Raw genomic sequence first — 23,225 nt, 5'->3', positions numbered from 1 at the left:
GGCGCAGGTGCGGCGGTCAGGAGGCGATGCGGGTGCGGCGCGCCGACATCACTTCCGGTTCGCGGTGGAACTTGCCGTCCTTCATGATCGCCAGGATCCGGTCGCGCTGGCTGAGGATGCGGACATCGGCGACCGGGTCGCCATCGACCAGGATCAGGTCGGCCAGAAAGCCCTCGCGCACCATGCCGAGTTCGTCCGGCGATCCCATGATCTCGCCGCCGCGGCGGGTCGCGGCGACGATCGCCTCCATCGGCGACATGCCCACCATCTCCACGAAGTACTGGATGTCGCGGGCATTGGTGCCGTGCGGGATCCAGGCGAAGCCGTAATCGCCGCCGGGCAGCACGCGGATGCCGCGGCGGTGCATCTTCGACATCGTCTCCACCGCCGTGTCCAGTTCGCGCCGGTACATCATCGCCATCGGCCCGTTCGGGTCGACGCCATAGTCGCCGGCGTCGCGGCTGGTGTGCAGCAGCCAGGCCAGGCCCGGCGCCACGAAGTGGCGGTCCCGCGCGGCCTCCAGCATGTCCAGCGCCTCCTCGTCGGCGAAGGAGGCGTGGTAGATGATCTCGATGCCGTGGCGGACGCACATCTTCACGGATTCGGCGCTGCGGGCATGGGCGCAGATCCGCTTGCCGCGGCGATGCGCCTCGGTGACCGCCATCGCCACCTCCTCCTCCGACATCACCGTCTCTTCCGCGCCGACACCTGCGATCTCCTCCCCCGACAGGTTCAGCTTGATCAGGTCGACGCCGTATTTCAGGAACTGGCGCACGGTGCGGCGCATCTCCTCCGGCCCGCTGACCAGCGCGCCGAAGGACATTTCCGGATAGTCCAGGTGCGGCGGCGCGCTGTCGCCCAGCCCGCCATGGGTGGCGATCTCCTGCCCGTTGGCCAGGTAGCGGGGGCCGGGGATGGTGCCGTCGTTGATCGCGTTTCGGATCACCACGTCCAGCCGCGGCTTCGCCGCCGCGGCGCCGACGCAGGAGGTGAAGCCTGAGTCCAGCAGGGTCTTCGCCACCTTCGCCGCGAACAGGGTATGTTCCTCCGGCGGCATCATCTGGATCGCTTCCAGACTGGCCTGGTCGTTCCAGGAGAAATGGCAGTGCGCGTCGGTCAGGCCGGGCATCAGGGTGGCGCCGGCACCGTCGATCACCGTCGCGCCCATGGTCGGGATGCTGCGCGGCCCGCGGCCGACCTGGCGGATGCGGTTGCCCTGCACCAGCACCTCACCGGCATAGGGATAGTCGCCGGAGCCGTCGAGGATCCGGACATTGCTGAAGAGGATGTTGGGCATCGGCCCCTCCCTCTGGTTTCCTGCCCTGGCCGCGCCGCAGCGCGCCCTTGTCGTTTCGTTCTTGCGGGCGTCGCTGCGCCCGGATCGTCATCCTGAAGCGTCAGTGCACCCGGTGGAAGTGCCGCAGCTCCCGGTTCACCTCGGCCGCGCGCTCGAAGTTCGGCCAATGGCCGCAGCGCGGCAGCACAACCAGCCGCGCCTCATGCAGGCCGTCGGCCAATGCCTGCCCCACCGCCGGCGGCGCCACCGGATCCTCGGCGCCGGCGATCAGCAGGCAGCGCGCCGTGATGCCGTCCAGTGCGGCGGGCCGCGCATCGGCCAGCGCCTCGCAGGTGGCGGCATAACCCTCCGCCGGCTGGCGCATCAGGCTCTCCCGCACCGCGGCGATGGCGACCGGCTGGTCGGCCTTGCTCGCCGCCGACGTGGAGCCGGCGCAGACCGCATCCGCGATCCCCGCCATACCGTCGGCGCGGGCCTCGGTGGCGCGGGTGCGCAGGCCGGCGCGCGCCGCCTCCGGCGGTGCCGGCAGCGCGCCGATCAGCGCCATGGAAGCCACCCGCCCCGGCGCCCGCACCGCCAGATGCTGGCAGACGATGGTGCCCAGCGAATGGCCCAAGAGGTGGAAGCGCTCCAGCCCCTCCGCGTCGGCCAGGGCCAGCACCGCCGCCACGAAGCCGTCGATCGACAGGCGCCCGTCCTTGGGCAGCGGCGAGCGGCCGGAGCCAGGCAGATCGGGCCGGTAGCAGCGGAAGCCGCGGGCGAAGACATTCATCTGCGGGGTGAAGCTGTTGGAGGTGCCGCCCAGGCCGTGGATCATCACGACCGGCACACCGCCCGCCGCGCCGTCGCGTTCCACCTGCATGCCGCCTGCATGGAAGGTCGCCATCGCGCGCTCAGGCCGCCTTCTCGCCCGCTGCGATGTGGCGGACCGGGTTTTCCAGCACGCCGATGCCGTCGATCTCCACCTTCACGACATCGCCGGCCGTCAGGTATTTCGGCGGGTCGAAGCCGATGCCGACGCCGACGGGCGTGCCGGTCGCGATGATGTCGCCGGGGATCAGGGTGGTGCCGGCGGAAATCGCCGCGATGATCGCCGGCACGTCGAAGATCATGTCGCGGGTACTCGCGTCCTGGCGCAGCTCGCCGTTCACCCAGGTGCGCAGGCGTGTATCGGCGAGGTCGATCTCGTCCGCCGTCACGGCCATAGGCCCCATCGGGCAGAAGGTGTCGAAGGACTTGCCCAGCAGCCACTGCTTGTGCCGGCTCTGGATGTCGCGGGCGGTGACGTCGTTTACGATGGTATAGCCCCAGACATGGGCCATCGCGTCGGCTGCGGCGATGCCGCGCCCGCCGCGGCCGATGATCACGGCCAGCTCGCCCTCATAGTCGATGGCTTCGGAAACCGCCGGATCGAAGGCGATCTCCGCGCCGTTCGGCACCACGCATTCGGGCACCTTGGAGAAGATGATCGGATAATCAGGCGACGCGGCGGCACCGGCCGACATGCTCGAATCGAAGCCGGACTTCGCGAACTCCGCGGCATGTTCGTGATAGTTCTTGCCGACGCAGAAGACGTTGCGCAGGGGCCGCGGCGCCGGTGCCTCCAGGGTCACGTCGGCCAGCCGCACGGCCGGGCCGACCGGCTGCGGATCGACCCCGGCGACGGCTAGCCGCGCCAGCGCCAGCACGCCGAGATCGGCATCCTCCAGCCCCAGCTCCAGCGGCTGCACGGTGCCGCCCGCCGGATCCAGGCGGCCGACCATGCGATGGCCGCCATCGTTGAAGGTCACGTAGTGCACCGGCTTCCCTCCCGCCGCCGGCCGGGGCCGGCGCCATTCCCTTGGTCCCTTTAATTGAACCAAAACAGTGCATTTGGCTCAATCGCGGAGGTTCCTTCCCCGTCGCGGTTCACGAAGGCTGGCACCCGGCGGGCCGAAAGTAAAGACGGAATCTCCTGGCGACAGCGGCGCAACGGCACTAGGCTTGAACCAATTTGGTTCAAACTGGCTCGCAAGGCCGCCTTACCCGGATCGGTTCGCCCTTGGCCCCCCTTCCCAACGATCGCGTGCGCAGCGATATCCGCCGCCGCATCCAGTCCGGCGACTGGAGCGCCGGCATGCGGGTGCCGGCGGAACGCGACCTGGCCGCCCAGCTCGGCGCCGCCCGCAACACGGTGCGCCGCGCCCTGACCGACCTGGAGGCGGAGGGGCTGATCCAGCGCCGCGGCAGCCGCAGCCGGGTGGTGAACGGCACCGAGGGCGGCATCGATTCCGAGAGCGCGCGGATCCTCGACGCCGACGCCTTCCTGCGGATGATCGAGCATGTCGGCCCCGGCGACGTGATGGAGGTACGCCTGCTGCTGGAACCGCATGCAGCGGCGATGGCGGCCAGCCGCGCCGGTCCCGCGGAACTGGCCGCGATCCGCCGCGCCGTGGAGGGGATGGAGGCCGCCGACACTGTCGAGACCTTCGAGCATTGGGACGGCCGCTTCCACAAGGGGGTGATGGATGCCTGCCGCAACGGCCTGCTGACCCATATCGCCAGCATCATCTCCCACCAGCGGGAGATGCCGGAATGGATGCAGAAGAAGCGCGAGACCAAGGTCGGCCCGCACCGTGCCCTGTTCGACATCCAGCACCGCGCGATCCTGGACGCCATCGCCAGCCGCGACATGGACGCCGCCGCCCATCACATGCGCGAACACCTGCTGGCGGTCCGCGACCGGGTGTTCGCGGTGGTATGAGTCCGCCGCCCGGAAATTTTCTGCCACGCCTGTCGCCCGCGCCGCCCGGTGCGCGTCGTACCGGCAGTGAGGCCGATGGCCTCGTGCGGAACGGAAGAGCGGAACGATGCGCGTGATGGTGCTGGTGAAGGCGACACCCGACAGCGAGGCGGGCGGCATGCCGGACCCTGCGATGATGGCGGCAATGGGCCGCTTCAACGAGGAACTGGCGAAGGCCGGCATCCTTCTGACGGGCGACGGCCTGAAGCCTTCCTCGGCGGGCAAGCGGGTGGCGTTCGATGGCGCGGACCGTACCGTCATCGACGGGCCCTTTGCCGCCACCTCGGAACTGGTCGCCGGCTTCTGGCTCTGGCAGGTGAAAGACATGGAGGAAGCAATCGCCTGGGTCAGGCGCTGCCCCAACCCGATGCCGGGGCCCAGCGAGGTCGAGATCCGGCCGCTCTACGAGCCGGCGGATTTCGGCGAGGATTGACGGGCCGGTCTCACCGTTCCTGCAGCGCCAGCCTCACGCCGAGGCCGCAGAAGATCGCACCGGTCACCCGCCCCTGCCAGCGCGCAACGACAGGGTTGCGCCGCAGGAAGCCGCCCACCTGCCCCGCGGCAAATGCGAACAGAACCGTGCTGAGCAGACCCATGGCCACGAACAGCAGGCCCAGGATGGTGAGCTGCAAGGCCACCGGGCCGTTCTCCGGCCGCACGAACTGCGGCAGGAAGGCCAGGAAGAACAGGGCCGATTTCGGGTTCAGGATCTCTGCCAGCGTCGCCTGTCGAAAGGCCCGCCCCGCGGACAAAGGCGGCCCGCCGGTGCCGATCGACAGCGGCCGATGGTCCAGGATCGCGCGGATGCCGAGCCAGACGAGATAGGCGGCCCCGGCATATTTCACCATCGCGAAGGCGAGCGCGGACGTCTGGATCACCGCGGACAGGCCGATCACGGCAAAGGCGGTATGGGCAATGTCGCCAAGCGCGATACCCAGGCCGGTGGCCAGACCCGCCCGGATGCCGGAAGCCGACGCCCGCGCCACGGTCAGCAGGACAGCAGGTCCCGGGATCAGGACGAAGCCCAGCAGCACCGCCAGATAGGTCAGCAGGGTCACCTGGTCGATCATGCACCTCTCTCCCCTGCCTCTCGTCCCGGACTGCTCATACCACCAGCGCCGCATCGATCGCCTGCGGCACCGGCATCGTCTGCGCGAAGGACGGCCGCGCCTCGCAGGCATCGAGGAAGGCGGCAAGGCCCGGATGGGCGCTGCGCCAGTCCAGCTCCGGCAGGCGCGGGCCCAGATAGCCGAGCGCACAGCCGACCGCGATATCGGCCAGGCCGAAGCCGCCATCCGGGCCCGGTCCAGGCAAAATGGGCGGGGCATCCGGCACCGTCCGCGCCAGTTCCGCCAGCCCTCCGGCGACCTTGCGCATCTGGCGGTCGATCCAGGGGGCGCTGCGCGATCCTTCCGGCCGCAGGCGCTCCATCAGGATCAGCACCACCGCGTCGCAGATCCCGGCCGACAGCACCTCGAAACGCCGCGCGGCGAAGCGGGCCTCAGGATCGGCCGGCAGCAGCGGCGGCTCCGGATGGCGCAGCTCCAGCCAGTCCAGGATCAGCGACGAATCCCAGACCGGTTCCGCACCGTCGGCCAGCAGCACCGGCAGCTTCTGCAGCGGGTTCAGCCGCTCCGTCTCGCTGCCCGGATGCCAGGGGATTTCCGTCACAAGGTCGAAGGGGATGCCCTTCTCGATCAGCGCCACCCGCACCTTGCGGGCATAGGGGCTGGGGGTGGCCGAAAGCAGCCGGTACATCGGACGCTCATTCATCCTGAAGGCAGCGGGACCCGCCCGCGCGGCGGCCGGCGACTGCGGTCAGGCCCGGCGGCCGACGATATAGCGCGCGCCGTCGGGACCGATACGTTCCGCATGGGGTTCGCCACGCGCCACGGTAAAGATTTCGCCCGCCCGGTAGGTACGGCTTTCGCCGTCGCGGATGATGTCGATGGCGCCGCCGGTCACCAGGGCGCGCACCTCGAAATCATGTACATGGTCCGGCACCACCGTACCGGCGGCCAGGTCACGCGGCAGGATTTCGAAACCGTCGGCGGCCAGCTGCGCCTCGAAAGCGGCTACATTGGCCTGCGGCGCACCGACGATCCCGGTCTCATCCTCGGTCATGAAAGGTCACTCCCTCGATCCTTAGGCGACTACAGCACAGCTCACGCCGGCCTGCCACAGAGGGGGCGTCCGGCGGTCACCACAGCAGAAGCAGCGGCGACAGGGTGAACCACAGGATATAGGCCAGCGCGAGGCCCATCAGGCCGTTCATCCGCCCGTCCAGCCGGCCGCTGCGCAGGCGCCGCGCCAGCAGCCACAGCAGCCAGAGGCCGTGCAGCAGCACGGGCACCGCGACCGGATCGTAGAGGCCGAGGGCCAGGTCCGACCAGAGGAAGAGGCCAGGCAGTACGGCGGAGAGGGCCAGCGCGATCATCGCCAGCCCCGTGGCCCCGGCGGGACCGAGAAGGACCGCCAGGGTCCGCTTGCCCGCCGCCGCGTCGGCCGGCCGGTCCGGCAGGCCGGAGAGGATGATCGCCGGCAGGATCGACAGGCCGAGCGGCAAAGCGAGCCACCACGGTGCCGGATCGGCCCAGCCGCCGCCGAACAGCAGGAAGCCGGGCAGCATCACGCCGATGGAATGGGTCACGGCGACGTCCAGCTCCCCCAGGCCGCGCCAGGAGAGCTTCACCGGCGGCAGGGTATAGCCGATCGCCAGGACCGCCAGGGCGGCCAGTGCCAGGGCCAATGGCAGGGGCGCCGGCGCGGCGGCGCAGAGTCCGGCCGCCGCGACGACGGCGCCGGTGCCGCAGAGCCAGGCGCCGCGGCGCAGGGCGGGCACGGTCAGTCGCCCCGAGACCAGCACCCGGGAACCGCCGCTGAAGGGGCCGAAATGGCGATTGATGCGATCCGAGGGCGCGTCGACCAGTTCGTTGACGAACACCGTCGCGGTTTCCAGCAGGAACAGCACCAGATAGCCCAGCCAGAAGCGCCAGGTCGACATGGCCTCCGGCCCGCCGGCCAGTAGCGCGCCGACCGCATAGGCGGCCCAGGTCATCGGGTAGAACTGCAGCCGCAGCGCCTGCAGCCAGGGCGCGACGATGCGGCCGAGACGGTGCGCCGGCCCGATGCACAGGCCGCGCAGCTCCGCGGCGTCCGCCTCCACCTGCGCCAGCCAGTGGGCGCGCTGCGCCGCCGTCGAACTGTTCACCGGCCCGAAGCTGGCGATGCGGGTCGGCGCGACGCCGCAGAAGCCCAGGGTCGCCCGCGCCAGTGCATTGTGGCCCGGCCGGCCGTAGACGAAGCGGTAGACCGGTGCCGGCGTGTCCATGGTGGTGAGCAGTTCCGCTGTCCGCGGCCCCAGCAGGCCGCGGAAACCGGACATCGTCTCCCAGGTCTCCTCGAAGGCGAAGCCGGGCAGCAGCACCCGGTCCAGGAACGCCTTGGCGAGCGCCGGCGGACCGGCCCACCAGGTCGGCCAGACGAAGACCAGGTGCTGCGCCCAGAGCATCGCCTCGCGGGCCGCGACCAGGTCCGGCTCCTGCATCTGGGCGGTGATATGAGCGGCGGTGACGTCGCGGTCGAAGTGAAGGTCGCGGAGCACCAGGTTGCGCACAGTCGCGCCCGCCCGCTCCGCCCCGGCACGATAGGCATCCGCCAGCGCATCCGACAGCGAACCCGCCCGCGGATGGCCCTGGATCACCAGGATACGAGGCGCTGCGCCGGCACCCGGCCCAGGCGCATCGGGATATGTCACGAGTAGGCCGTCACAGAGTAGGCGGTCACTGGGCAGGCGCCGTCTTCAGGCGGCATCCCGTTGAGCCAGGAGCCCGGGCTGCCAGAGGTCGGAGAGGCGCTGCGCCAGCTCAGACGGCGGTTCCGCGAACAGCACCGCGCCAAGCTCCAGCGCCGCCCGGCGCAGCATGGTGCTGCGCTGGGCCAGGGCCCCGCGCAGCACCTGCGCCTCGGCAGGATCGGCCAGGAAGCCGCCTTCCGCCGCGTCGGCGGCGAGGAAGACGGCAATGTCGTGGTCGTCGCCCAGAAGATCGGCCAGTTCCTTGAACGCCTTGCGCTGCAGCTTCGCCTCCTGCGGCCAGACCGCGGCGGTCAAGCGCAGGTGATAGCCGTGATACTTCACCCGCTTGCGCCATTCGTGGAAGGGTTCGGCCCCTTCCGAGACGGCTGCATCCTGCGCCTCCCGACAGGTGCGGTAGGCCTTGCGGCCACGCGTGTAGGTCTTGCACAAGCCCGCCACCAGCGGCTCCGGGCGGTCGGGAAAGTCGAGTTGGGTCAGCACCGCCCGGCCACCGTCGATGCGGGCCGCCACGTCGCTGCACAAAGCTTCTGCATCGCCCGCCGCGGCGTACCGGGCGTCCCGACGTGCCTCCAGGGCCCTGCGGAGGCGATTGAAGAGCGGCGCCTTCACCGCACCGCCCAGCCGGTCGCGCAAGTCGCCGGCGCTCTCCAGCAGGGCGTCGGCGTCCCGCAGGTCCGACAGCAGGGCCGCGGCATTGCGATAGCGCGCATTCTCCCGGCCATAGGCATTGGCCAGGGCCGGCCGGGCAAGGCGCAGCACAGCACGAAGCCGTTTGCAGGCCTTGCGCGCATCGTGCACCGCCTCGCCCAGGCCGTCGGGCCGTTCCGTCAGCGCGGCGACCGCCTGGCCTGCCTGCGCGTCACAGACACGCAGCAGCTCTTCGCCGAGGGGCGCCGCGGGATCGAGCCGGTAGGACATCGGGCCGACCCGCCGTCCTCAGCCCTTCTCGTAGCGGAAGCCGAGCTTCAGACCGACCTGGTAATGGCCGACCTTGCCGTCCTCGATATGGCCGCGGATCTCGCTGACCTCGAACCATTCCAGGTTCTTCAGGGTCTTGCCGGCCGTGCCGATGGCATTGTCGATCGCTTCCTCGACGCTGCTCTTGGACGAGCCGACCACTTCGGAAACCGCATAGACGTTGTCCATTTCTTCCTCCACCCGTTTGCTGTTCATGGGTGCCTGGACAACGTCGCGGATGCCGCCTCGGTTCCGTGCCGGCCGCTCCGCCCGGCCGCTCCGTTCACCCCGCCAGCAGTTCCCGTAGCGCGGTGTCGATGAAGGCCTGGTCCTCGCCGTTGATCGGGCACATATGGCCCCAGTCCGTCGGCACCGGCCGGCATTCCGCGTTCGGCATGCAGGACACCTCGTAGGCATTGTCGTGCGGCGGGAAATAGCTGTCGGTCGACCCCGGCAGAACGATCGTGCGTGCGGTGATGCCCGACAGGGCCTTCTCGAAATCGCCGCCGAAATTCGGATGGTCGCCCAGGTCGTTGGTGTACCAGGTCCACATCTGCGCCAGCAGGTTGTTGGCGTCGCATTTCAGGAAGAAGGCTTCCCAGAACAGCTCGATATGCGCTTCCAGGGTCGGATGGCCGAACGCCTTGTAGATTTCCTTGGCGTAGAACGCCTCCGAAAAGCCCCAGCCGGCATAGATGCGGCCGATCTGCCGCAGGCCGTCGACCGGCGGCCGGGCGCCGTAGAAGCCGCCCGCCCAGGCCGGATCGCCCATCACCGCCTGGCGGATGCCGTTCAGGAAGACCTTGTTGAAAGCGCCGGTGCGTGCCGAGCCGGCGATCGGCGCCAGCGCCTGGACCATGTCCGGGAACAGGGCGGCGAAGGCATAGACCTGGCAGGCGCCCATCGACCAGCTGGATGCCAGCCGGACCTTCTCGATCCCCAGCCCCTCGGTCAGCAGGCGGTGCTGCGCCACCGCATTGTCGTAGGTGGTGACCCGCGGAAAGCGCACCTGCTCGAACGGCGGCGGCGTGTTCGACGGCGAGGAGGACACGCCGCCGCCGAAATGGTTGGGGATCACGATGAAGTACCTGTCCGGGTCCATCGCCCGGCCGGCGCCGGTCATCACCGCGGCCACGTCGGCCGGCTGGCCGGTGAACCAGCTGGGCGCCAGGATCACATTGTCCTTCGCCGCATTGAGCTTGCCCAGGGTGGCATAGCCGATCCGGGCGTTCGGCAGGACCGCGCCCTTCTGCAGGGCGAAATCGCCCAGCTGGAATGTCTGTTGGTTCATCCGCCCCTCCATCGCCCCGGTTCCGCCTGCATTCTCGGACCGGATGACGGGAGTAGGCAAGCTCCACAAGACGGTCGCCGGGCTGCCTGCCTAACTGCGCGCCGCCGCCCGGCGCTCCGGCACCGCATCCCGCTGCGGGCCGGACGGGCCGCGGACGGCCGGCCGGTCGTCCTGCAGGCGCAGGGCCGGACCGTCGGCGCCGCGCAGTTCCAGGGTCTGGGTCGGGAAGGCGAAGTCCAGGCCGGCCCGGTCGAAAGCCTCGAACAGCTTCCGGTTCACCATGGAGCAGTGCTTCAGATAGCTGTACCAGCCCCGGTCGCTGTCGCGCTGCACCTCGCCGCGTTCGCCCATCAGGTACCAGTGATAGGCGCGGATGTTCAGCGCATAGGCGCCGAAGCCGGAGAAGCTGACTTCCGGCCCGCGGTCCTGCAGGTCGACCAGGGCATCGGCGGCGACCTCGTCGTCGCGCAGCACCCCTTCCACGACCTCCAGGGCGCGGCCGACCTCCTCCGGCCTCGAATGGTAGGGCAGCGCGATGTCCATCTGCCGGCGGATGAAGCTGCGGGCGGACAGATTGTCGACCTCCCGGTCGATGAACAGCATGTTCGGTATCGTCGTCACGTCGCCGCCGATCTCCCGCAGCACGGTGGCCTGCATGCCGATATCCTCCACCTCGCCCAGATGCTCGCCCATCTTGCCCTCGAAGCGGATCCAGTCGCCGACAACGAAGGGCCGATTGATGAAGATCGACAGGGCGCCGAACAGGTTCTTGATGGAGTCCTGGCCGGCAAGCGAGATCGCCAGGCCGATGATGCCGACACCGGCCAGGAAGGCACCGATGTCGATGCCGACCAGGTTCTGCAGCAGGAAGATCGCCAGCAGCACCAGAACGAAGGCCCGCAATGCGCGGCGCAGCGCGGTCACCGCCATGCGCTCGAAGCGGCTGTCGTTGCGGCGCGACAGGCGGGCCTGGACCAGGGCGGAGACCAGGTCGATCAGTTCGATCAGCAGCCAGCAGCCGGTCAGCACCATCAGAGCCTGCAGGATGTCCCAGCGCAGGTTCTGCAGCGCCGGTCCGAACTGGACATAGGCCAGCCCGACCGTCAGCAGGATGGAGAAGACGAACAGCGCCGCCGGGGTCCCGGCGCCGCGGGCGATTGCGGCGGCGACCGGCCGCTCCGCCCGGTCCAGCCTGCGGCAGAGCCGGGCGCTGCCGCTGCGCAGCAGCCGCGCCGCGCCATAGCCCGCGGCGAGCGCGGCCAGCAGCGCCAGCCAGCCCCACCACGGCGTCTCCTCCACGGTCGGGTCGAAGACCTGCAGGAAGCGCTGCCCGCGCTCCGTCTCCTGGTAGATCGGCGGCAGGCGGATCAGGCTGGCATGCAGGGCCGGCAGCTCCGCCAGGCTGCGCGAGGAGAAGCGCCACAGCCCGTCGCTGCCCTCGACAAGGGCCAGGCGCTGTTCCGGCGGATCCTCCAGCCGCTGCCAGATCCAGTCGTGCGGCAGGCCCCGCGGGAACAGCTCGAAGCGGCGGAAGCGTCCCTCCGCCTCCTCCTTCCCGGGCAGGTCGACGGCGGCGATCGGCGGGAAGCGTTCCAGGACGTCGCGCAGCTGCACCGCCATGCCGCGGGCGGCGGCGGTATCGGTGCCTTCCGGTGGGTCCAGGGTCTTCAGGGCCCGCGGCCAGGCCTCGTCGTAGCCCAGGCCGACCTGGTGCATCGCCTCCAGGAAGGTGAGCACCGTCTGCCGCGGGCTTTCCAGCCCGTTCCAGCGGGGATCCTGCAGGGTGCCCTGTTCCTGCGCCGGACGCATCAGCCCGATCAGCAGGTTGCCGCCCGATTCAAGTGCCGCCAGCAGGTTGTCCAGGGCCGACTTCTCGTCCGGTCCCGCCACCTTCTTCGTCGCGGTGCCCGGGACCTCGGGCTGCGCCACCGCCGGTCCCACCCCTGCCCCCGGGATGGCGGCGGCCAGCAGGCAGGCCAGAAGGGCGGCGATGGTGATGGCCGGCGGAAGCCGCCGGCGACGCGGTTTCGACGTCATCCGTTTCCCGTTCGGACGTAGGGGGAGCAGGCGTGCAGGCCTGCAAACGGACCGGCCCCGCCCGAGGTTCCGCAGCCGCCCGCGGCGCCGGCCCGCCGGACGGTCCGCGTCTTCCGGCCGCACCCCTTGCCCTGAACGGCCGGGAGGCCCAAAAAGGCGCGCTGCAAGACTTCACGGCCTGAGGGGGAGGAATGCCATGCAGGCGGCCAGGATCGGTTCGACTGTCCTGCACTACAGCGACACCGGCGCCCAAGGCGGCGCGGGGGGCGGCACGGGGGGCGGCACCGCCGGCCCGGCCCTCGTCTTCGCCAATTCGCTGGGCACCGACCTGCGGGTCTGGGACCCGCTGTTGCCGCACCTGCCGGCCGGCCTGCGGATCCTGCGCTACGACAAGCGCGGCCACGGCCTGTCCGACTGCCCGCCCGGCCCCTATGCCATCGACGACCTGGTAGGCGACCTGTCCGGCCTGCTGGACCATGCCGGCGTGTCGCAGGCGGTGGTGGTCGGCCTGTCGGTCGGCGGCATGATCGCGCAGGGCATCGCCGCGACCCGTCCCGACGTGATCCGGGGCGCCGTGTTCTGCTGCACTGCCCATGTGATCGGCACGGCGGAGATGTGGGCACAGCGCATCGCGGGCCTGGAGGCGGGCGGCATCGAGGGCATGGCCGATGCGGTGATGGAGCGCTGGTTCTCCCCTGCCTTCCGGTCCGAGCGGGGCGAGGAGCTGGCCGCCTGGCGCAACATGCTGACCCGCACCCCGCTGCAGGGCTATGCGGCGACCTGTGCCGCGCTCCGCGACGCCGACCTGACGGCGCAGACCGCCGGCCTGAAGATGCCGGTGCTGTGCATCGCCGGCTCCAACGACGGCTCCACCCCGCCAGAGGTGGTGCAGGGGCTGGCCGACCTGGTGCCGGGCGCACGGCTGGCGGTGCTGGACGGCCCCGGACACATCCCCTGCGTCGAAGCGCCGGAAGCGCTGGGCGCGGAGATCACCGCCTTCCTGAAGGAAAACGGCCTTGTCTGAGTCCGGCGCCGACGACCGCTACGACACCGGCATGCGGATCCGCCGGTCGGTTCTGGGCGATGCCCATGTCGACCGCGCGTCGCAGGCCGTCACCCCCTTCGACGCGGATTTCCAGCGCTTCATCACCGAGGGCGCCTGGGGGTCGGTCTGGTCGCGGCCGGGCCTGACGAAGCGCGAGCGCAGCCTGATCACCATCGCGCTGCTGGCCGCGCTGGGCCATCACGACGAGGTGGCGATGCATGTCCGCGCCACCGCCAATACCGGCGCTACGCCGGAGGATGTGAAAGAGGCGATGCTGCATGTCGCGGTCTATGCCGGGGTGCCGGCGGCCAATGCCGCGATCAAGGTCGCCAAGTCCGCCTATGCCGGCATGGCCGAAGGCGGAGCGGATCGACAGGAGAAGACGAAATGAGCGACGCCAAGCAGGGCGGGCGAACGACCCCGCGCGACTGGGACAGCCATCCCCCCTTCATCCATCCCGGCTACAAATCGACGGTGCTGCGCGGCCCCACCAAGCCGCTGGTGCCGCTGCCGGAAAGCCTGTCGGAGCGGACCGGGCCGGTGTTCGGCCATGACGCCGTCGGGCCGCTGGACGCGGACCTGACCCGCAACGCGATGAAGAACGGCGAGCCGCTGGGCGAGCGCATCATCGTGTCCGGCCGGGTGACGGACGAGGCCGGCCGGCCGGTCCCCAACACCCTGGTCGAGGTCTGGCAGGCCAATGCCGCCGGCCGCTACGTGCATGTCGTGGACCAGCACGATGCGCCGCTGGACCCGAACTTCCTCGGCGCCGGGCGCTGTGCGACCGATGCCGACGGGGTCTACAGCTTCAAGACCGTGAAGCCGGGCGCCTATCCCTGGCCGAACCACCGGAACGCCTGGCGGCCGAACCATATCCATCTGTCGCTGTTCGGGCCGTCGATCCAGAGCCGGCTGGTGACGCAGATGTATTTCCCCGGCGATCCGCTGCTGCCGCTGGACCCGATCTTCCTGGGCACGCCGGAGGGGGCGCGCGACCGGCTGATCGCGGAATTCTCGCTGGACGTCACGCAGCCGGACTATGCGCTGGGCTATGTCTTCGACATCGTCCTGCGCGGCCCCGCCGCCACCCCCATGGAAGACTGAGCGCCCCGGAACGAGAACCAGGCAAGACGCAGATGACCGAACAGAAGACCCGGGGCCAGACCCCGTCGCAGACCGTCGGCCCCTATTTCGCCTATGGCCTGACGCCGGAGCAGTACAATTATCCGCTGGCGCAGATCGCCGCGGGCATCACCGTGGACGAGGAGACCGAGGGCGAGCGGATCAGGATCGTCGGCCAGGTCTTCGACGGCGAGAACCAGCCGATCGGCGACGCCATGATCGAGATCTGGCAGGCCGACGCGAAGGGCCGCTACGCCCACCCGGCGGATCCGAACCGGCCGAACGCCACGTTCACCGGCTTTGCCCGCATGGGCACCGGCACCGACCCGCAGAAGCGCTTTGTCTTCGAGACGGTGAAGCCGGGCGGCCGCGACGGCCAGGCACCGCATGTCAATGTCATCGTCATGATGCGCGGCCTGCTGACCCACGCCTATACGCGGATCTACTTCGCCGACGAAGAAGCCGCCAATGCCGCCGACCCGGTGCTGCAGGCAGTGCCGGCGGAGCGCCGCGACACCCTGCTGGCGCAGCGGGAGGAGACCAGCTACGGCACCGTCTACCGCTTCGACATCCGCATGCAGGGCGACCGGGAAACCGTGTTCTTCGAAGTCTGACCGGCACCCGGACCAATGGGCCTGACCCCGCTTGATTCCACCCTGACCGGCAGCCTGCTGTCCGACCCCGACAGCGTCGCGCTGCTGGACGACCGCGCCGCGGTCGCGGCGATGCTGCGGGTGGAGGCCGCATTGGCGGTGGCGCAGGGACGGCTGGGCCTGATCCCGGCCAACGCGGCCGACCGCATCGCTGCGGTGGTGCCCGGGCTCGACCTGGATCCGGCGACCTTGGCCGAGGGCAGCGCCGATGCCGGGGTGCCGGTGCCGGCGCTGGTGGCGCAGCTGCGCGCCGCCGTCGGCGGCGAGGCCGCCGCCCATGTGCATTTCGGCGCCACCAGCCAGGACATCGTCGATACCGGCCTGGTGCTGCGCCTGCGCGACCTGCTGGACCTGTTCGATGGCCGGCTCGCCGCGCTGATCTCGGCCTTGGCCGGACTCGCCGACCGCCACCGCACCACGGTGATGGCCGGCCGCACCCGCACCCAGCAGGCGGTGCCTGTCAGCTTCGGCCTGAAGGCGGCCGGCTGGCTGCTGCCGCTGGTGCGCCAGCGCACCCGGCTGGCGGAGCTGCGGCCGCGCCTGCTGCTGCTACAGTTCGGCGGCGCCGCCGGCACCCTCGCCGCGCTGCAGGATCGCGGCCCCGCCGTCGCGGCGGCGCTGGCGGAGGAACTGGACCTGGGCCTGCCGGCCATGCCATGGCATGCGCAGCGCGACGGGCCGGCGGAATTGGCCGGCTGGCTGTCGCTGACCACCGGCGCGCTGGGCAAGTTCGGCCAGGACGCGATGCTGCTGGCGCAGAGCGAGGTGGCGGAGATGCGCGAGAGCGGCGATGCCGGCCGCGGCGGCTCCAGCACGATGCCGCAGAAGGCCAACCCGGTCTCTGCCGAGGCGCTGGTGGCGCTCGCCCGCTTCAATGCCGGCATGGTCGGGCAGATGCATCAGGCGCTGGTCCATGCACAGGAACGCGACGGTGCCGCCTGGCAGCAGGAATGGCTCGCCCTGCCGCAGATGCTGGTCGCCGCCGGTGCAGCACTGCGCCACGCGGCGGCGATGGCCGAGGGGCTGCAGGTCGACGCCGACCGGATGCGCGCCACCCTGGACGCTTCCAACGGCCTGCTGCTGGCGGAGGCGGCGAGTTTCGCCCTGGCCGCGCATATGCCACGGCCGCAGGCGCAGGACCTGGTGAAGCGGGCCAGCCTCACTGCCCTGGCGGAAGACCGCCACCTGATGGACCTGCTGGCCGGGATGACCGATGCACCGGTCGACTGGCAGGCGCTGAAGGACCCGGCCGGCTATCTGGGTGCCGCCGACAGCTTCATCGACGGCGCCCTCGCCGCGTCCCGGGCCTGACGGATTGGCCGCCGCGACACCCTCCGCCATGCCGCCCGCGGGCGCGCCGCCGCGACACCGGCCGTTCATCACCGCCTTGGGCATCGGCCAGATCTGTTCCTGGGGTACCCTGTTCTACAGCTTCCCGCTGATGGCCCAGATGATGGGGCCGGAACTGGGCTGGTCGAAATCCGAGATCTACCTGGCCGCGAGCATCGGTCTCGGGGTGTCGGGGCTGGCGGCCTATCCGGTGGGTGCCGCGATCGACCGCGGCCATGGCCGGCTGGTGATGGGCCTGGGCGCGGTCCTGGGCGGCCTGCTGCTGCTGGCCTGGTCGCAGGTCGACAGCCTGATCCTGTTCTACGCGATCTTCGTCTGCCTGGGCTGCGTGCAGGCCGCCACCCTGTACGAGCCCGCCTTCGCGGTGACGATGCGGCGGGTCGGCCCCGATCAGGCGCGCCGTGGCATCACCGCGATCACCCTGTGGGGCGGCTTCGCCAGCACGGTCTTCGTACCGCTGATCCAGCTGTTGCTGGACCAGTTCGGCTGGCGCGGCGCGCTGATCGCGCTCGGCGGCCTGAACGTGATCCTGACCGCCGGCCTGTATTTCTGGGCGATCCGGCCGGCGCGCGATGCCGTCGCAGCACCGCCGTCCCGCGACGCGCCGCCACCGCTGCAGGGCCGGAAGGCGGTCGCCTGGGCGGTCCGGCGGCCGGTGTTCTGGCTGCTGGCCTTCGCCTTCGTCGCCTTCACCGCGACCTTCTCCGCCTTCAGCTTCCACATCTATCCGCTGCTGCTGGAACGCGGCATGACGACCGCCAGCGTGGTCACGGTGATTTCGGTGATCGGGCCGGCCCAGGTGCTGGGCCGGATCGCCATCTGGGTGCTGGCGCCCACCGCCCCGGTCCGCACGGTCGGTTCGCTGATCGTCGCGATCTTCCCGCTGGCGCTGATCGCCTTTACCGCTTTGCCGGCGCAGCTGGCCGTGCTGGTGGTGGTTGCCGCCTTCTGGGGTGCCGCGAACGGCATCATGACCATCGTCCGCGGCCTGGCGGTACCGGAGATGCTGAGCCGCCAGGCCTATGGCGCGATCAACGGCGCGCTGACCGCGCCTTCCCTGGTGGCGATGGCGCTGGCGCCGCTGGCGGCCGCGGCGCTCTGGTCGGCGACCGGCAGCTACGACGCGGTGCTGCTGGCTCTGGTCGGCGGCGCCACCGTCCTGACCCTCGGCTTCTGGACCGCGGCCGCGATCTCCCGCCGTCCCGGCCAGGGCGTCGCCCCCGACTGACCTCGACGCCCTTCGTTCGCCGACCGGCCATCTGCCACGGCTGACCGAGGCGGGCGAATTGCCACGGTCTCCGCCTCATTATTGCGAATGGTTATCACTTTCTTTATCAATACCGGGCCGGCCAATCGGGCCGGCGCGGTCAGTTGCGAAGGAGAGATACATGTTGACAGCCAAGCTGGCGGCGGCAGGCCGGTCGACGGGCCAGAGCCGGGCGGGCCGACGGGCGGCAGGCGCGATCCTGCTGGCGGCGGGCCTGGGCCTGGCCACGTCCGGCGCGATGGCCGCACCGCCGAAGGCCGAAGACGTGCTGACGACCTATGCCGATATCGCACAGGCGGGCTATGCCGACTCGCTGGCCACGGCGGAGGCGCTGGACGCCGCGATCGGGAAGCTGATCGCCGACCCCACCGACGCGACCCTGCAGGCCGCGCGCGAGGCCTGGCTGGCGGCCCGGGTGCCCTACCAGCAGACCGAGGTCTATCGCTTCGGCAATGCCATCGTCGACGATTGGGAAGGCCGGGTGAACGCCTGGCCGCTGGATGAGGGGCTGATCGACTATGTCGATGCCGCCTACGGCACAGAGAGCGACGTGAACCGGTTCTACGCCGTCAACGTGATCGCCAACCCGCAGATCCAGGTCGGCGGCGAGACCATCGATGCCGGCACCATCACCCCGGCCCTGCTGCAGGACGTGCTGCAGGAGGCCGGCGGGGTCGAGGCCAATGTCGCCACCGGCTATCACGCCATCGAGTTCCTGCTCTGGGGCCAGGACCTGAACGGCACCGATGCCGGCGCCGGCGACCGGCCTGCCAGCGATTTCGCGAAGGGCGATGCCTGCACCGGCGGCCATTGCGACCGCCGCGCGGCATACCTGAAGGCGGCGTCGGAGCTGCTGATCGCCGACCTGAAGGAGATGGTGGCGAACTGGGATGCCGACGGCGCGGCCCGCAAGGCGCTGATGGAAGGCGGGCCGGAAGGCGGCCTGGCCACCATCCTCACCGGCATGGGCTCCCTCTCTTACGGCGAACTGGCCGGCGAGCGGATGAAGCTCGGCCTGCTGCTGCACGATCCGGAAGAGGAGCATGACTGCTTCTCCGACAACACCCACAACTCGCACCTCTACGACGCGGTGGGAATCCGCAACGTCTATCTCGGCCGCTACGATCGCACCGACGGCAGCACGGTGGGCGGCGCCAGCCTCTCCGAGCTGGTGAAGGCGAAAGACGCCAAGCTGGACGCGGAGATGCGCAAGCAGCTCGATGCCACGATCGCCGCGATGCAGGCGATGAAGGCGCGCGCCGAGAGTGGCGAGGCCTATGACCAGATGATCGGCAGCGGCAACGATGCGGGCAATGCCGTCGTCCAGGCGGCGATCGACGCCCTGGTCGCCCAGACCCGCACGATCGAGCGCATCGTGCCGGCGCTGGGCCTGCAGCAGATCGCGGTCGAAGGCTCCGACAGCCTCGACAACCCGAACGCGGTGTTCCAGTAAGGGCAGCGTTCCGATCAGGACCGTATCGGCCGGCAGCCATGATTGCCGGCCGGCCGGCTCTCTCTCGACTGAACGCCGCCGAACCATGTGCGTAGCGACACCAAGACCATGATCCGGCAGCTGTTCAGTGCAGGACGGAGGTCGCCAGCCGCAAGGCTGGCGGCCTTCGCACTTCTGGCCGGGCTGGCATGCGGCGGCGGCGGGCTGCTGGCACAGCCGTCCGACCCCCTGCCCCATAGAGACGATCTGAGCCCGAAGGACCGCAGCCGTGTGGCCGCCGTGGTTGCGCCCACGACCGACTTCTCCGTCGCGGAGCGCTTCGAGGCGATGCAGGCCGGCGCGACCACCTCGCGCAAGCTGGTGAACCGCGACGCCTTCTCCAACTTCCACGACAATCTGAGCTTCGAGGAGGAGGAAAGCTTCAAGCTCGGCAACGCCCTGTTCCGCAAGGTCTGGGTCTCTTCCCCCGCCTCCACCCAGGCGTCGGACGGGCTGGGGCCGCTGTTCAACTCCCGCTCCTGCCAGCAATGCCACCTGAAGGACGGGCGCGGCCATCCGCCGGCCGTCGCCCCCCAGAATGCAGAGACCGGCGACGCGGAATCGATGTTCCTGCGGCTGTCGATCCCGCCGCAGACCGATGCCGACCGCCAGGCCCTGGCCGAAAAGCGCCTGCTGCGCATTCCCGAGCCGGTCTATGGCGGCCAGCTGCAGGACAAGGGCCTGCCCGGCATCCCGCCCGAAGGCCGCATGGAGATTGCCTACGAGGAGATCCCGGTCGAACTGAACGGCGGCGAGGTCGCGCACTTGCGCAAACCGACCTACAGGATCTCCAGCCTGGGTTACGGCCCCATGCATCCGGACGTGATGCTGTCGCCGCGGGTGGCGCCGCAGATGATCGGCCTGGGTCTGGCGGAAGCGATCCATCCCGGCGATATCCTGGCGCTGGCCGATCCCGACGATGCCGACGGCGACGGCATTTCCGGCCGGCCGAGCTTCGTCCGCGACCCGGAAAGCGGCGAGATCGTGCTCGGCCGCTTCGGCTGGAAGGCCTCCACCGCCACCCTGCACCAGCAGACCTCCGACGCCTTTTCCGGCGATATCGGCATCTCCTCCCCGCCGCGGCCCGAAGGCTGGGGCGAATGCACCGTGGCGCAGACGGCCTGCCGCACCGCGCCGGACGGCATCCAGCCGGCGCTGGGCGACAGCGAGGCGCCCGACCCGGTGCTCGAGCTGGTCGCCTTCTATTCCCGCAACCTCGCCGTCCCGGCCCGTCGCGATGTCGAGGACCCGCAGGTGCTGCGCGGCAAGAAGCTGTTCTACGCGGCCGGCTGCACCGGCTGCCACACGCCGAAATTCGTCACCCGTCGCGATGCCGCGCAGAAGGGCCACGACTTCCAGCTGATCTGGCCCTACAGCGACTTCCTGCTGCACGACATGGGCGACGGCCTGGCCGACGGCCGGCCGGTCGGCGATGCCTCGGGCCGCGAATGGCGCACCGCGCCGCTCTGGGGCATCGGCCTGACGGAAACGGTCAGCGACCATACCCTGTTCCTGCACGACGGCCGTGCCCGCAACCTGCTGGAGGCGATCCTCTGGCATGGCGGCGAGGCACAGGCCGCCCGCGACGCGGTGGTGGCGATGCCGCCGGCCGACCGCGCCGACCTCCTCCGCTTCCTGGAGTCGCTATGAAGGCCCTTCTCGCAATCCTCCTGCTGATCGCCTCGGCACAGCCCGGCAAGGCTGCCGAACCGCTGCCCGACACCGACCTGCGCGGCCTGGTCGTGGCTGCGCTCACCCATTACATCCGGCCCGGCTTCGCCGCCCTCGCGGAAGCCTCCGCCATCCTGCGGGACCGCACCGGCGCGCTGTGCGAGGCGCCGTCGCCGGTGGCACTGGACGGCGCCCGCGCGGCCTTCACCGACACCGTCCGGGCCTGGTCCGGGGTGGAATATGTCCGCCTGGGCCCGATGACGGAGGCGAACCGTGCCGACCGGCTCTACTTCTGGCCGGACCGCAAGGGGATCACCCTGCGCCATGTGCAGCGCGACCTGGCGGCAGAGGATCCCGGCCTGCTGACCGCGGAGGGCATGGCGGAGGCGAGCATCGCCGTGCAGGGCCTGCCCGCGCTGGAATTCCTGCTCTACGGCAGCGGGGCCGAAGACCTGGCCGCCGCACCGGCCCGCTATCGCTGCGCCTTCGCCGCCGCTGTGGCGGCCAATATCGCCGCCATTTCCGCCACCGCTGCCGCCGAATGGCAGGACGAGGACGGCTTCTCCGCCCTGCTCCTGTCCCCCGGGGCGGAGAACCCGCTGTACCGGAATGCGGAGGAGGCGGCGGTGCGGATCACCGACATCCCCGGCACCGGCATCCATGCGCTGCGGGACCAGAAGCTGCTGCCGGTGATCGGCTCCGGGCCGGAGGACGCCCGCCCCAACCTGGCGCCGTTCCGGCGCAGCGGGCTGACCAACGTGGCGCTGCTGACCAACCTGCAGGGGCTGAAGATGCTGGCGGACCTGGGCGGAATCTCCGCCGCCACCCGCGACCGGGCCCCCGCCCTGCAGACGGCGATCGACACCGTCTACAGCAACAGCTTCGCGGCGATGGATTCCGTCGAAGGCCTGCTGGGCGAGGCCGCCGCCGATCCCGAACGCCGCAGCCCGGTCAACTATCTCGCCCTGCTGACCGACCGGCTGCGCAGCCTGCTGCAGGACCAGATGCCCGGCGAACTCGGCATGAAGGTGATGTTCAATGCCTATGACGGCGACTGAGCCCGACGGCGCCGCCGCTTCCTCTCGGATCGATCGGCGCCGGCTGCTGGCCGGGGCCATGGCATGCGGGGCGCTGGCCGTCACCCAGCTGCCACGGCGCAGCACGGCCGCACCGGCGCTGCCGCGCTTCGCCGCGACGGCCGCCGCGCCCGACGGTGGCTTCGCGCTCTGCCTGATCGACGGCGACGGCCGGATCTCCCTCCAGCTGGCCCTGCCCGGGCGCGGCCACGGCTTCGCCTGGCATGCCGCCAGCGGCCGGCTGACCGCCTTCGCCCGCCGCCCGGACCGGTTCGCTGTGGCGCTGGACGGCGCGGATGTCGCCGCCCTGCGGTTCGACGCACCGGAGGGCCGGCATTTCTACGGCCATGGCGTCTATTCCCCGGACGGCAGCATCCTGTACGCCTGTGAGAACGACTATGACGGGGCGCGCGGGGTGATCGGGCTGTACGACGCGACCGCCGGCTATGCCCGCCTGGGCGAGATGGAGAGCGGCGCCATCGGCCCGCACCAGATCGACTGGCTGCCGGACGGCCGCACCCTGGTCGTGGCCAATGGCGGCATCGAGACCCATCCCGACTATGGCCGCACGAAGCTGAACCTGCCCACGATGGAACCGTCAGTCGCGCTACTGGACAGCCGAAGCGGCCGACTGGCCGCGCAGGACGCCCTGCCGGCGAAGCTGCACCAGCTGTCGCTGCGCCATCTGGCGGTTGACGCGCGGGGGCGCGCCTGGATCGGCGGCCAGTACGAAGGGCCGAAGACCGACCTGCCGCCGCTGGTCTCCGTCTTCGATCCGGCCACCGGCCGGCTGGCCGCACTGGAGATGCCGCCGGCGCTGTCCGCCCGCTACCGCACCTATATCGGCTCGGTGATGGCCAGCGGCGATGGCCGCCTGGTCGCCACCTCGTCGCCGCGCGGCAGCATCGTCACCCTGTGGGATATCGCGACCCTGCAGCCGCTGGCCCATCACGCGATCGAGGATGTCTGCGGCCTCGCCGCCTGGGGCGATGGCTTCCTGGCGACCGGCGGCGGCGGCGACCTGGTCCACCTCACCCGCGCGGGCGCGGAACCGGTCGGCCGCCACCCCCTGCACTGGGACAACCACGCGCTGGCGCTGTAGCGCGGCTCGATTGTCGCCGCACTCCAACCGTCACCGTCATCCTCGGCCCCCGAGCCGAGGACCGTGGCAAGGCGGCGAAGCTGCGCGGCCTCCCCGTCCCGACATGCCCCTCGGGTCAAGCCCGAGGGCGACGGCAGCAGGGAGGCGCGTCGAAGAGAAGCGATATGTGAATCCCGTGGGGCTCGACCCAGTGCTGTCCGGCACGATTTCGGATGACGGGGTGCATGGCATTGATTCTACTTGGAAACGAGCGTTCTGGCGGAATG

23 protein-coding genes are annotated in these 23,225 nt (G+C 70.5%); 12 read left to right on the top strand and 11 right to left on the bottom strand.

Annotated elements, in window-relative coordinates:
- Window positions 1-16: 16 nt before the first annotated feature.
- The 3 genes from ACFOGJ_RS03715 to ACFOGJ_RS03705 all read right to left on the bottom strand — a co-directional run bounded on the left by ACFOGJ_RS03715 (window position 17) and on the right by ACFOGJ_RS03705 (window position 3,096).
- The gene (locus tag ACFOGJ_RS03715) at window positions 17-1,297 is read right to left on the bottom strand and encodes a metal-dependent hydrolase family protein (protein WP_379898229.1); all 1,281 of its coding nucleotides are present in this window, start codon (window positions 1,295-1,297) and stop codon (window positions 17-19) included.
- A 100-nt stretch (window positions 1,298-1,397) separates the two neighbouring features.
- Complete coding sequence (locus tag ACFOGJ_RS03710) at window positions 1,398-2,183, bottom strand: alpha/beta fold hydrolase (RefSeq protein WP_379898227.1); 786 nt, start codon at window positions 2,181-2,183, stop codon at window positions 1,398-1,400.
- A gap of 7 nt (window positions 2,184-2,190) precedes the next feature.
- Complete coding sequence (locus tag ACFOGJ_RS03705) at window positions 2,191-3,096, bottom strand: fumarylacetoacetate hydrolase family protein (protein WP_379898226.1); 906 nt, start codon at window positions 3,094-3,096, stop codon at window positions 2,191-2,193.
- A gap of 242 nt (window positions 3,097-3,338) precedes the next feature.
- Between ACFOGJ_RS03705 and ACFOGJ_RS03700 the strand changes: the two genes are divergently transcribed.
- Complete coding sequence (locus tag ACFOGJ_RS03700; protein ID WP_379898224.1) at window positions 3,339-4,040, top strand: FadR/GntR family transcriptional regulator; 702 nt, start codon at window positions 3,339-3,341, stop codon at window positions 4,038-4,040.
- A gap of 106 nt (window positions 4,041-4,146) precedes the next feature.
- Window positions 4,147-4,512 (top strand): YciI family protein, encoded by a 366-nt coding sequence (locus ACFOGJ_RS03695; protein ID WP_379898222.1) that lies wholly within the window; start codon window positions 4,147-4,149, stop codon window positions 4,510-4,512.
- Between the two features lie 10 nt (window positions 4,513-4,522).
- Here ACFOGJ_RS03695 and ACFOGJ_RS03690 read toward each other — a convergent pair whose 3' ends face one another.
- The 8 genes from ACFOGJ_RS03690 to ACFOGJ_RS03650 all read right to left on the bottom strand — a co-directional run bounded on the left by ACFOGJ_RS03690 (window position 4,523) and on the right by ACFOGJ_RS03650 (window position 12,181).
- Window positions 4,523-5,149: a LysE family translocator gene (locus ACFOGJ_RS03690; protein WP_379898221.1), complete on the bottom strand. Its 627-nt coding sequence runs from the start codon at window positions 5,147-5,149 to the stop codon at window positions 4,523-4,525.
- A 34-nt stretch (window positions 5,150-5,183) separates the two neighbouring features.
- Window positions 5,184-5,837 carry a glutathione S-transferase N-terminal domain-containing protein gene (locus tag ACFOGJ_RS30315; protein ID WP_449288571.1) on the bottom strand — a complete coding sequence of 218 codons (654 nt, stop codon included), beginning with the start codon at window positions 5,835-5,837 and terminating at the stop codon, window positions 5,184-5,186.
- Between the two features lie 60 nt (window positions 5,838-5,897).
- On the bottom strand, window positions 5,898-6,203 hold the full coding sequence (locus tag ACFOGJ_RS03675; RefSeq protein ID WP_379898220.1) for a cupin domain-containing protein: 306 nt from the start codon (window positions 6,201-6,203) through the stop codon (window positions 5,898-5,900).
- Between the two features lie 76 nt (window positions 6,204-6,279).
- Window positions 6,280-7,836 carry an NAD(P)H-dependent oxidoreductase gene (locus ACFOGJ_RS03670; protein WP_379898218.1) on the bottom strand — a complete coding sequence of 519 codons (1,557 nt, stop codon included), beginning with the start codon at window positions 7,834-7,836 and terminating at the stop codon, window positions 6,280-6,282.
- 45 nt (window positions 7,837-7,881) lie between these two features.
- A complete protein-coding gene (locus ACFOGJ_RS03665; protein WP_379898217.1) occupies window positions 7,882-8,814 on the bottom strand; it encodes a CHAD domain-containing protein in 933 nt (310 codons plus the stop codon).
- Between the two features lie 18 nt (window positions 8,815-8,832).
- Window positions 8,833-9,069 carry a dodecin gene (locus ACFOGJ_RS03660; RefSeq protein ID WP_379898216.1) on the bottom strand — a complete coding sequence of 79 codons (237 nt, stop codon included), beginning with the start codon at window positions 9,067-9,069 and terminating at the stop codon, window positions 8,833-8,835.
- Between the two features lie 67 nt (window positions 9,070-9,136).
- Window positions 9,137-10,144 carry an alpha/beta fold hydrolase gene (locus ACFOGJ_RS03655; RefSeq protein ID WP_379898215.1) on the bottom strand — a complete coding sequence of 336 codons (1,008 nt, stop codon included), beginning with the start codon at window positions 10,142-10,144 and terminating at the stop codon, window positions 9,137-9,139.
- A 90-nt stretch (window positions 10,145-10,234) separates the two neighbouring features.
- A complete protein-coding gene (locus ACFOGJ_RS03650; RefSeq protein WP_379898214.1) occupies window positions 10,235-12,181 on the bottom strand; it encodes a mechanosensitive ion channel family protein in 1,947 nt (648 codons plus the stop codon).
- A 196-nt stretch (window positions 12,182-12,377) separates the two neighbouring features.
- Between ACFOGJ_RS03650 and pcaD the strand changes: the two genes are divergently transcribed.
- The 10 genes from pcaD to ACFOGJ_RS03600 all read left to right on the top strand — a co-directional run bounded on the left by pcaD (window position 12,378) and on the right by ACFOGJ_RS03600 (window position 22,959).
- Window positions 12,378-13,205: a 3-oxoadipate enol-lactonase gene (gene pcaD, locus ACFOGJ_RS03645; RefSeq protein ID WP_379898213.1), complete on the top strand. Its 828-nt coding sequence runs from the start codon at window positions 12,378-12,380 to the stop codon at window positions 13,203-13,205.
- The gene (gene pcaC, locus ACFOGJ_RS03640; RefSeq protein WP_379898212.1) at window positions 13,198-13,617 is read left to right on the top strand and encodes a 4-carboxymuconolactone decarboxylase; all 420 of its coding nucleotides are present in this window, start codon (window positions 13,198-13,200) and stop codon (window positions 13,615-13,617) included. Before pcaD ends, pcaC begins: the two co-directional genes overlap by 8 nt.
- The gene (pcaH, locus tag ACFOGJ_RS03635; RefSeq protein ID WP_379898210.1) at window positions 13,614-14,330 is read left to right on the top strand and encodes a protocatechuate 3,4-dioxygenase subunit beta; all 717 of its coding nucleotides are present in this window, start codon (window positions 13,614-13,616) and stop codon (window positions 14,328-14,330) included. The genes pcaC and pcaH overlap by 4 nt, the downstream gene beginning before the upstream one ends.
- A gap of 32 nt (window positions 14,331-14,362) precedes the next feature.
- Entirely contained in the window at window positions 14,363-14,962 is a 600-nt protein-coding gene (gene pcaG / locus ACFOGJ_RS03630; RefSeq protein ID WP_379898208.1) for a protocatechuate 3,4-dioxygenase subunit alpha, read from the top strand.
- 15 nt (window positions 14,963-14,977) lie between these two features.
- Window positions 14,978-16,312 (top strand): 3-carboxy-cis,cis-muconate cycloisomerase, encoded by a 1,335-nt coding sequence (gene pcaB / locus ACFOGJ_RS03625; protein WP_379898207.1) that lies wholly within the window; start codon window positions 14,978-14,980, stop codon window positions 16,310-16,312.
- 28 nt (window positions 16,313-16,340) lie between these two features.
- Window positions 16,341-17,579, top strand: coding sequence for an MFS transporter (locus ACFOGJ_RS03620; protein WP_379898206.1), 1,239 nt, complete (start codon window positions 16,341-16,343; stop codon window positions 17,577-17,579).
- Window positions 17,580-17,856: 277 nt separating this feature from the next.
- Window positions 17,857-19,071 (top strand): imelysin family protein, encoded by a 1,215-nt coding sequence (locus ACFOGJ_RS03615; RefSeq protein WP_379898273.1) that lies wholly within the window; start codon window positions 17,857-17,859, stop codon window positions 19,069-19,071.
- A gap of 87 nt (window positions 19,072-19,158) precedes the next feature.
- Entirely contained in the window at window positions 19,159-20,760 is a 1,602-nt protein-coding gene (locus ACFOGJ_RS03610) for a di-heme oxidoreductase family protein (protein ID WP_379898205.1), read from the top strand.
- Window positions 20,757-21,839, top strand: coding sequence for an imelysin family protein (locus ACFOGJ_RS03605; protein WP_379898204.1), 1,083 nt, complete (start codon window positions 20,757-20,759; stop codon window positions 21,837-21,839). Before ACFOGJ_RS03610 ends, ACFOGJ_RS03605 begins: the two co-directional genes overlap by 4 nt.
- Window positions 21,826-22,959 carry a DUF1513 domain-containing protein gene (locus ACFOGJ_RS03600; protein ID WP_379898202.1) on the top strand — a complete coding sequence of 378 codons (1,134 nt, stop codon included), beginning with the start codon at window positions 21,826-21,828 and terminating at the stop codon, window positions 22,957-22,959. The genes ACFOGJ_RS03605 and ACFOGJ_RS03600 overlap by 14 nt, the downstream gene beginning before the upstream one ends.
- The last annotated feature ends 266 nt before the right edge of the window (window positions 22,960-23,225 follow it).

It is taken from the genome of Marinibaculum pumilum (assembly GCF_042646425.1).
Taxonomy (GTDB): Bacteria; Pseudomonadota; Alphaproteobacteria; order Ferrovibrionales; family Ferrovibrionaceae; genus Marinibaculum; species Marinibaculum pumilum.
Note: the sequence above shows the minus strand (reverse complement) of the source record. Positions and strands in the feature narration are given on the sequence as shown.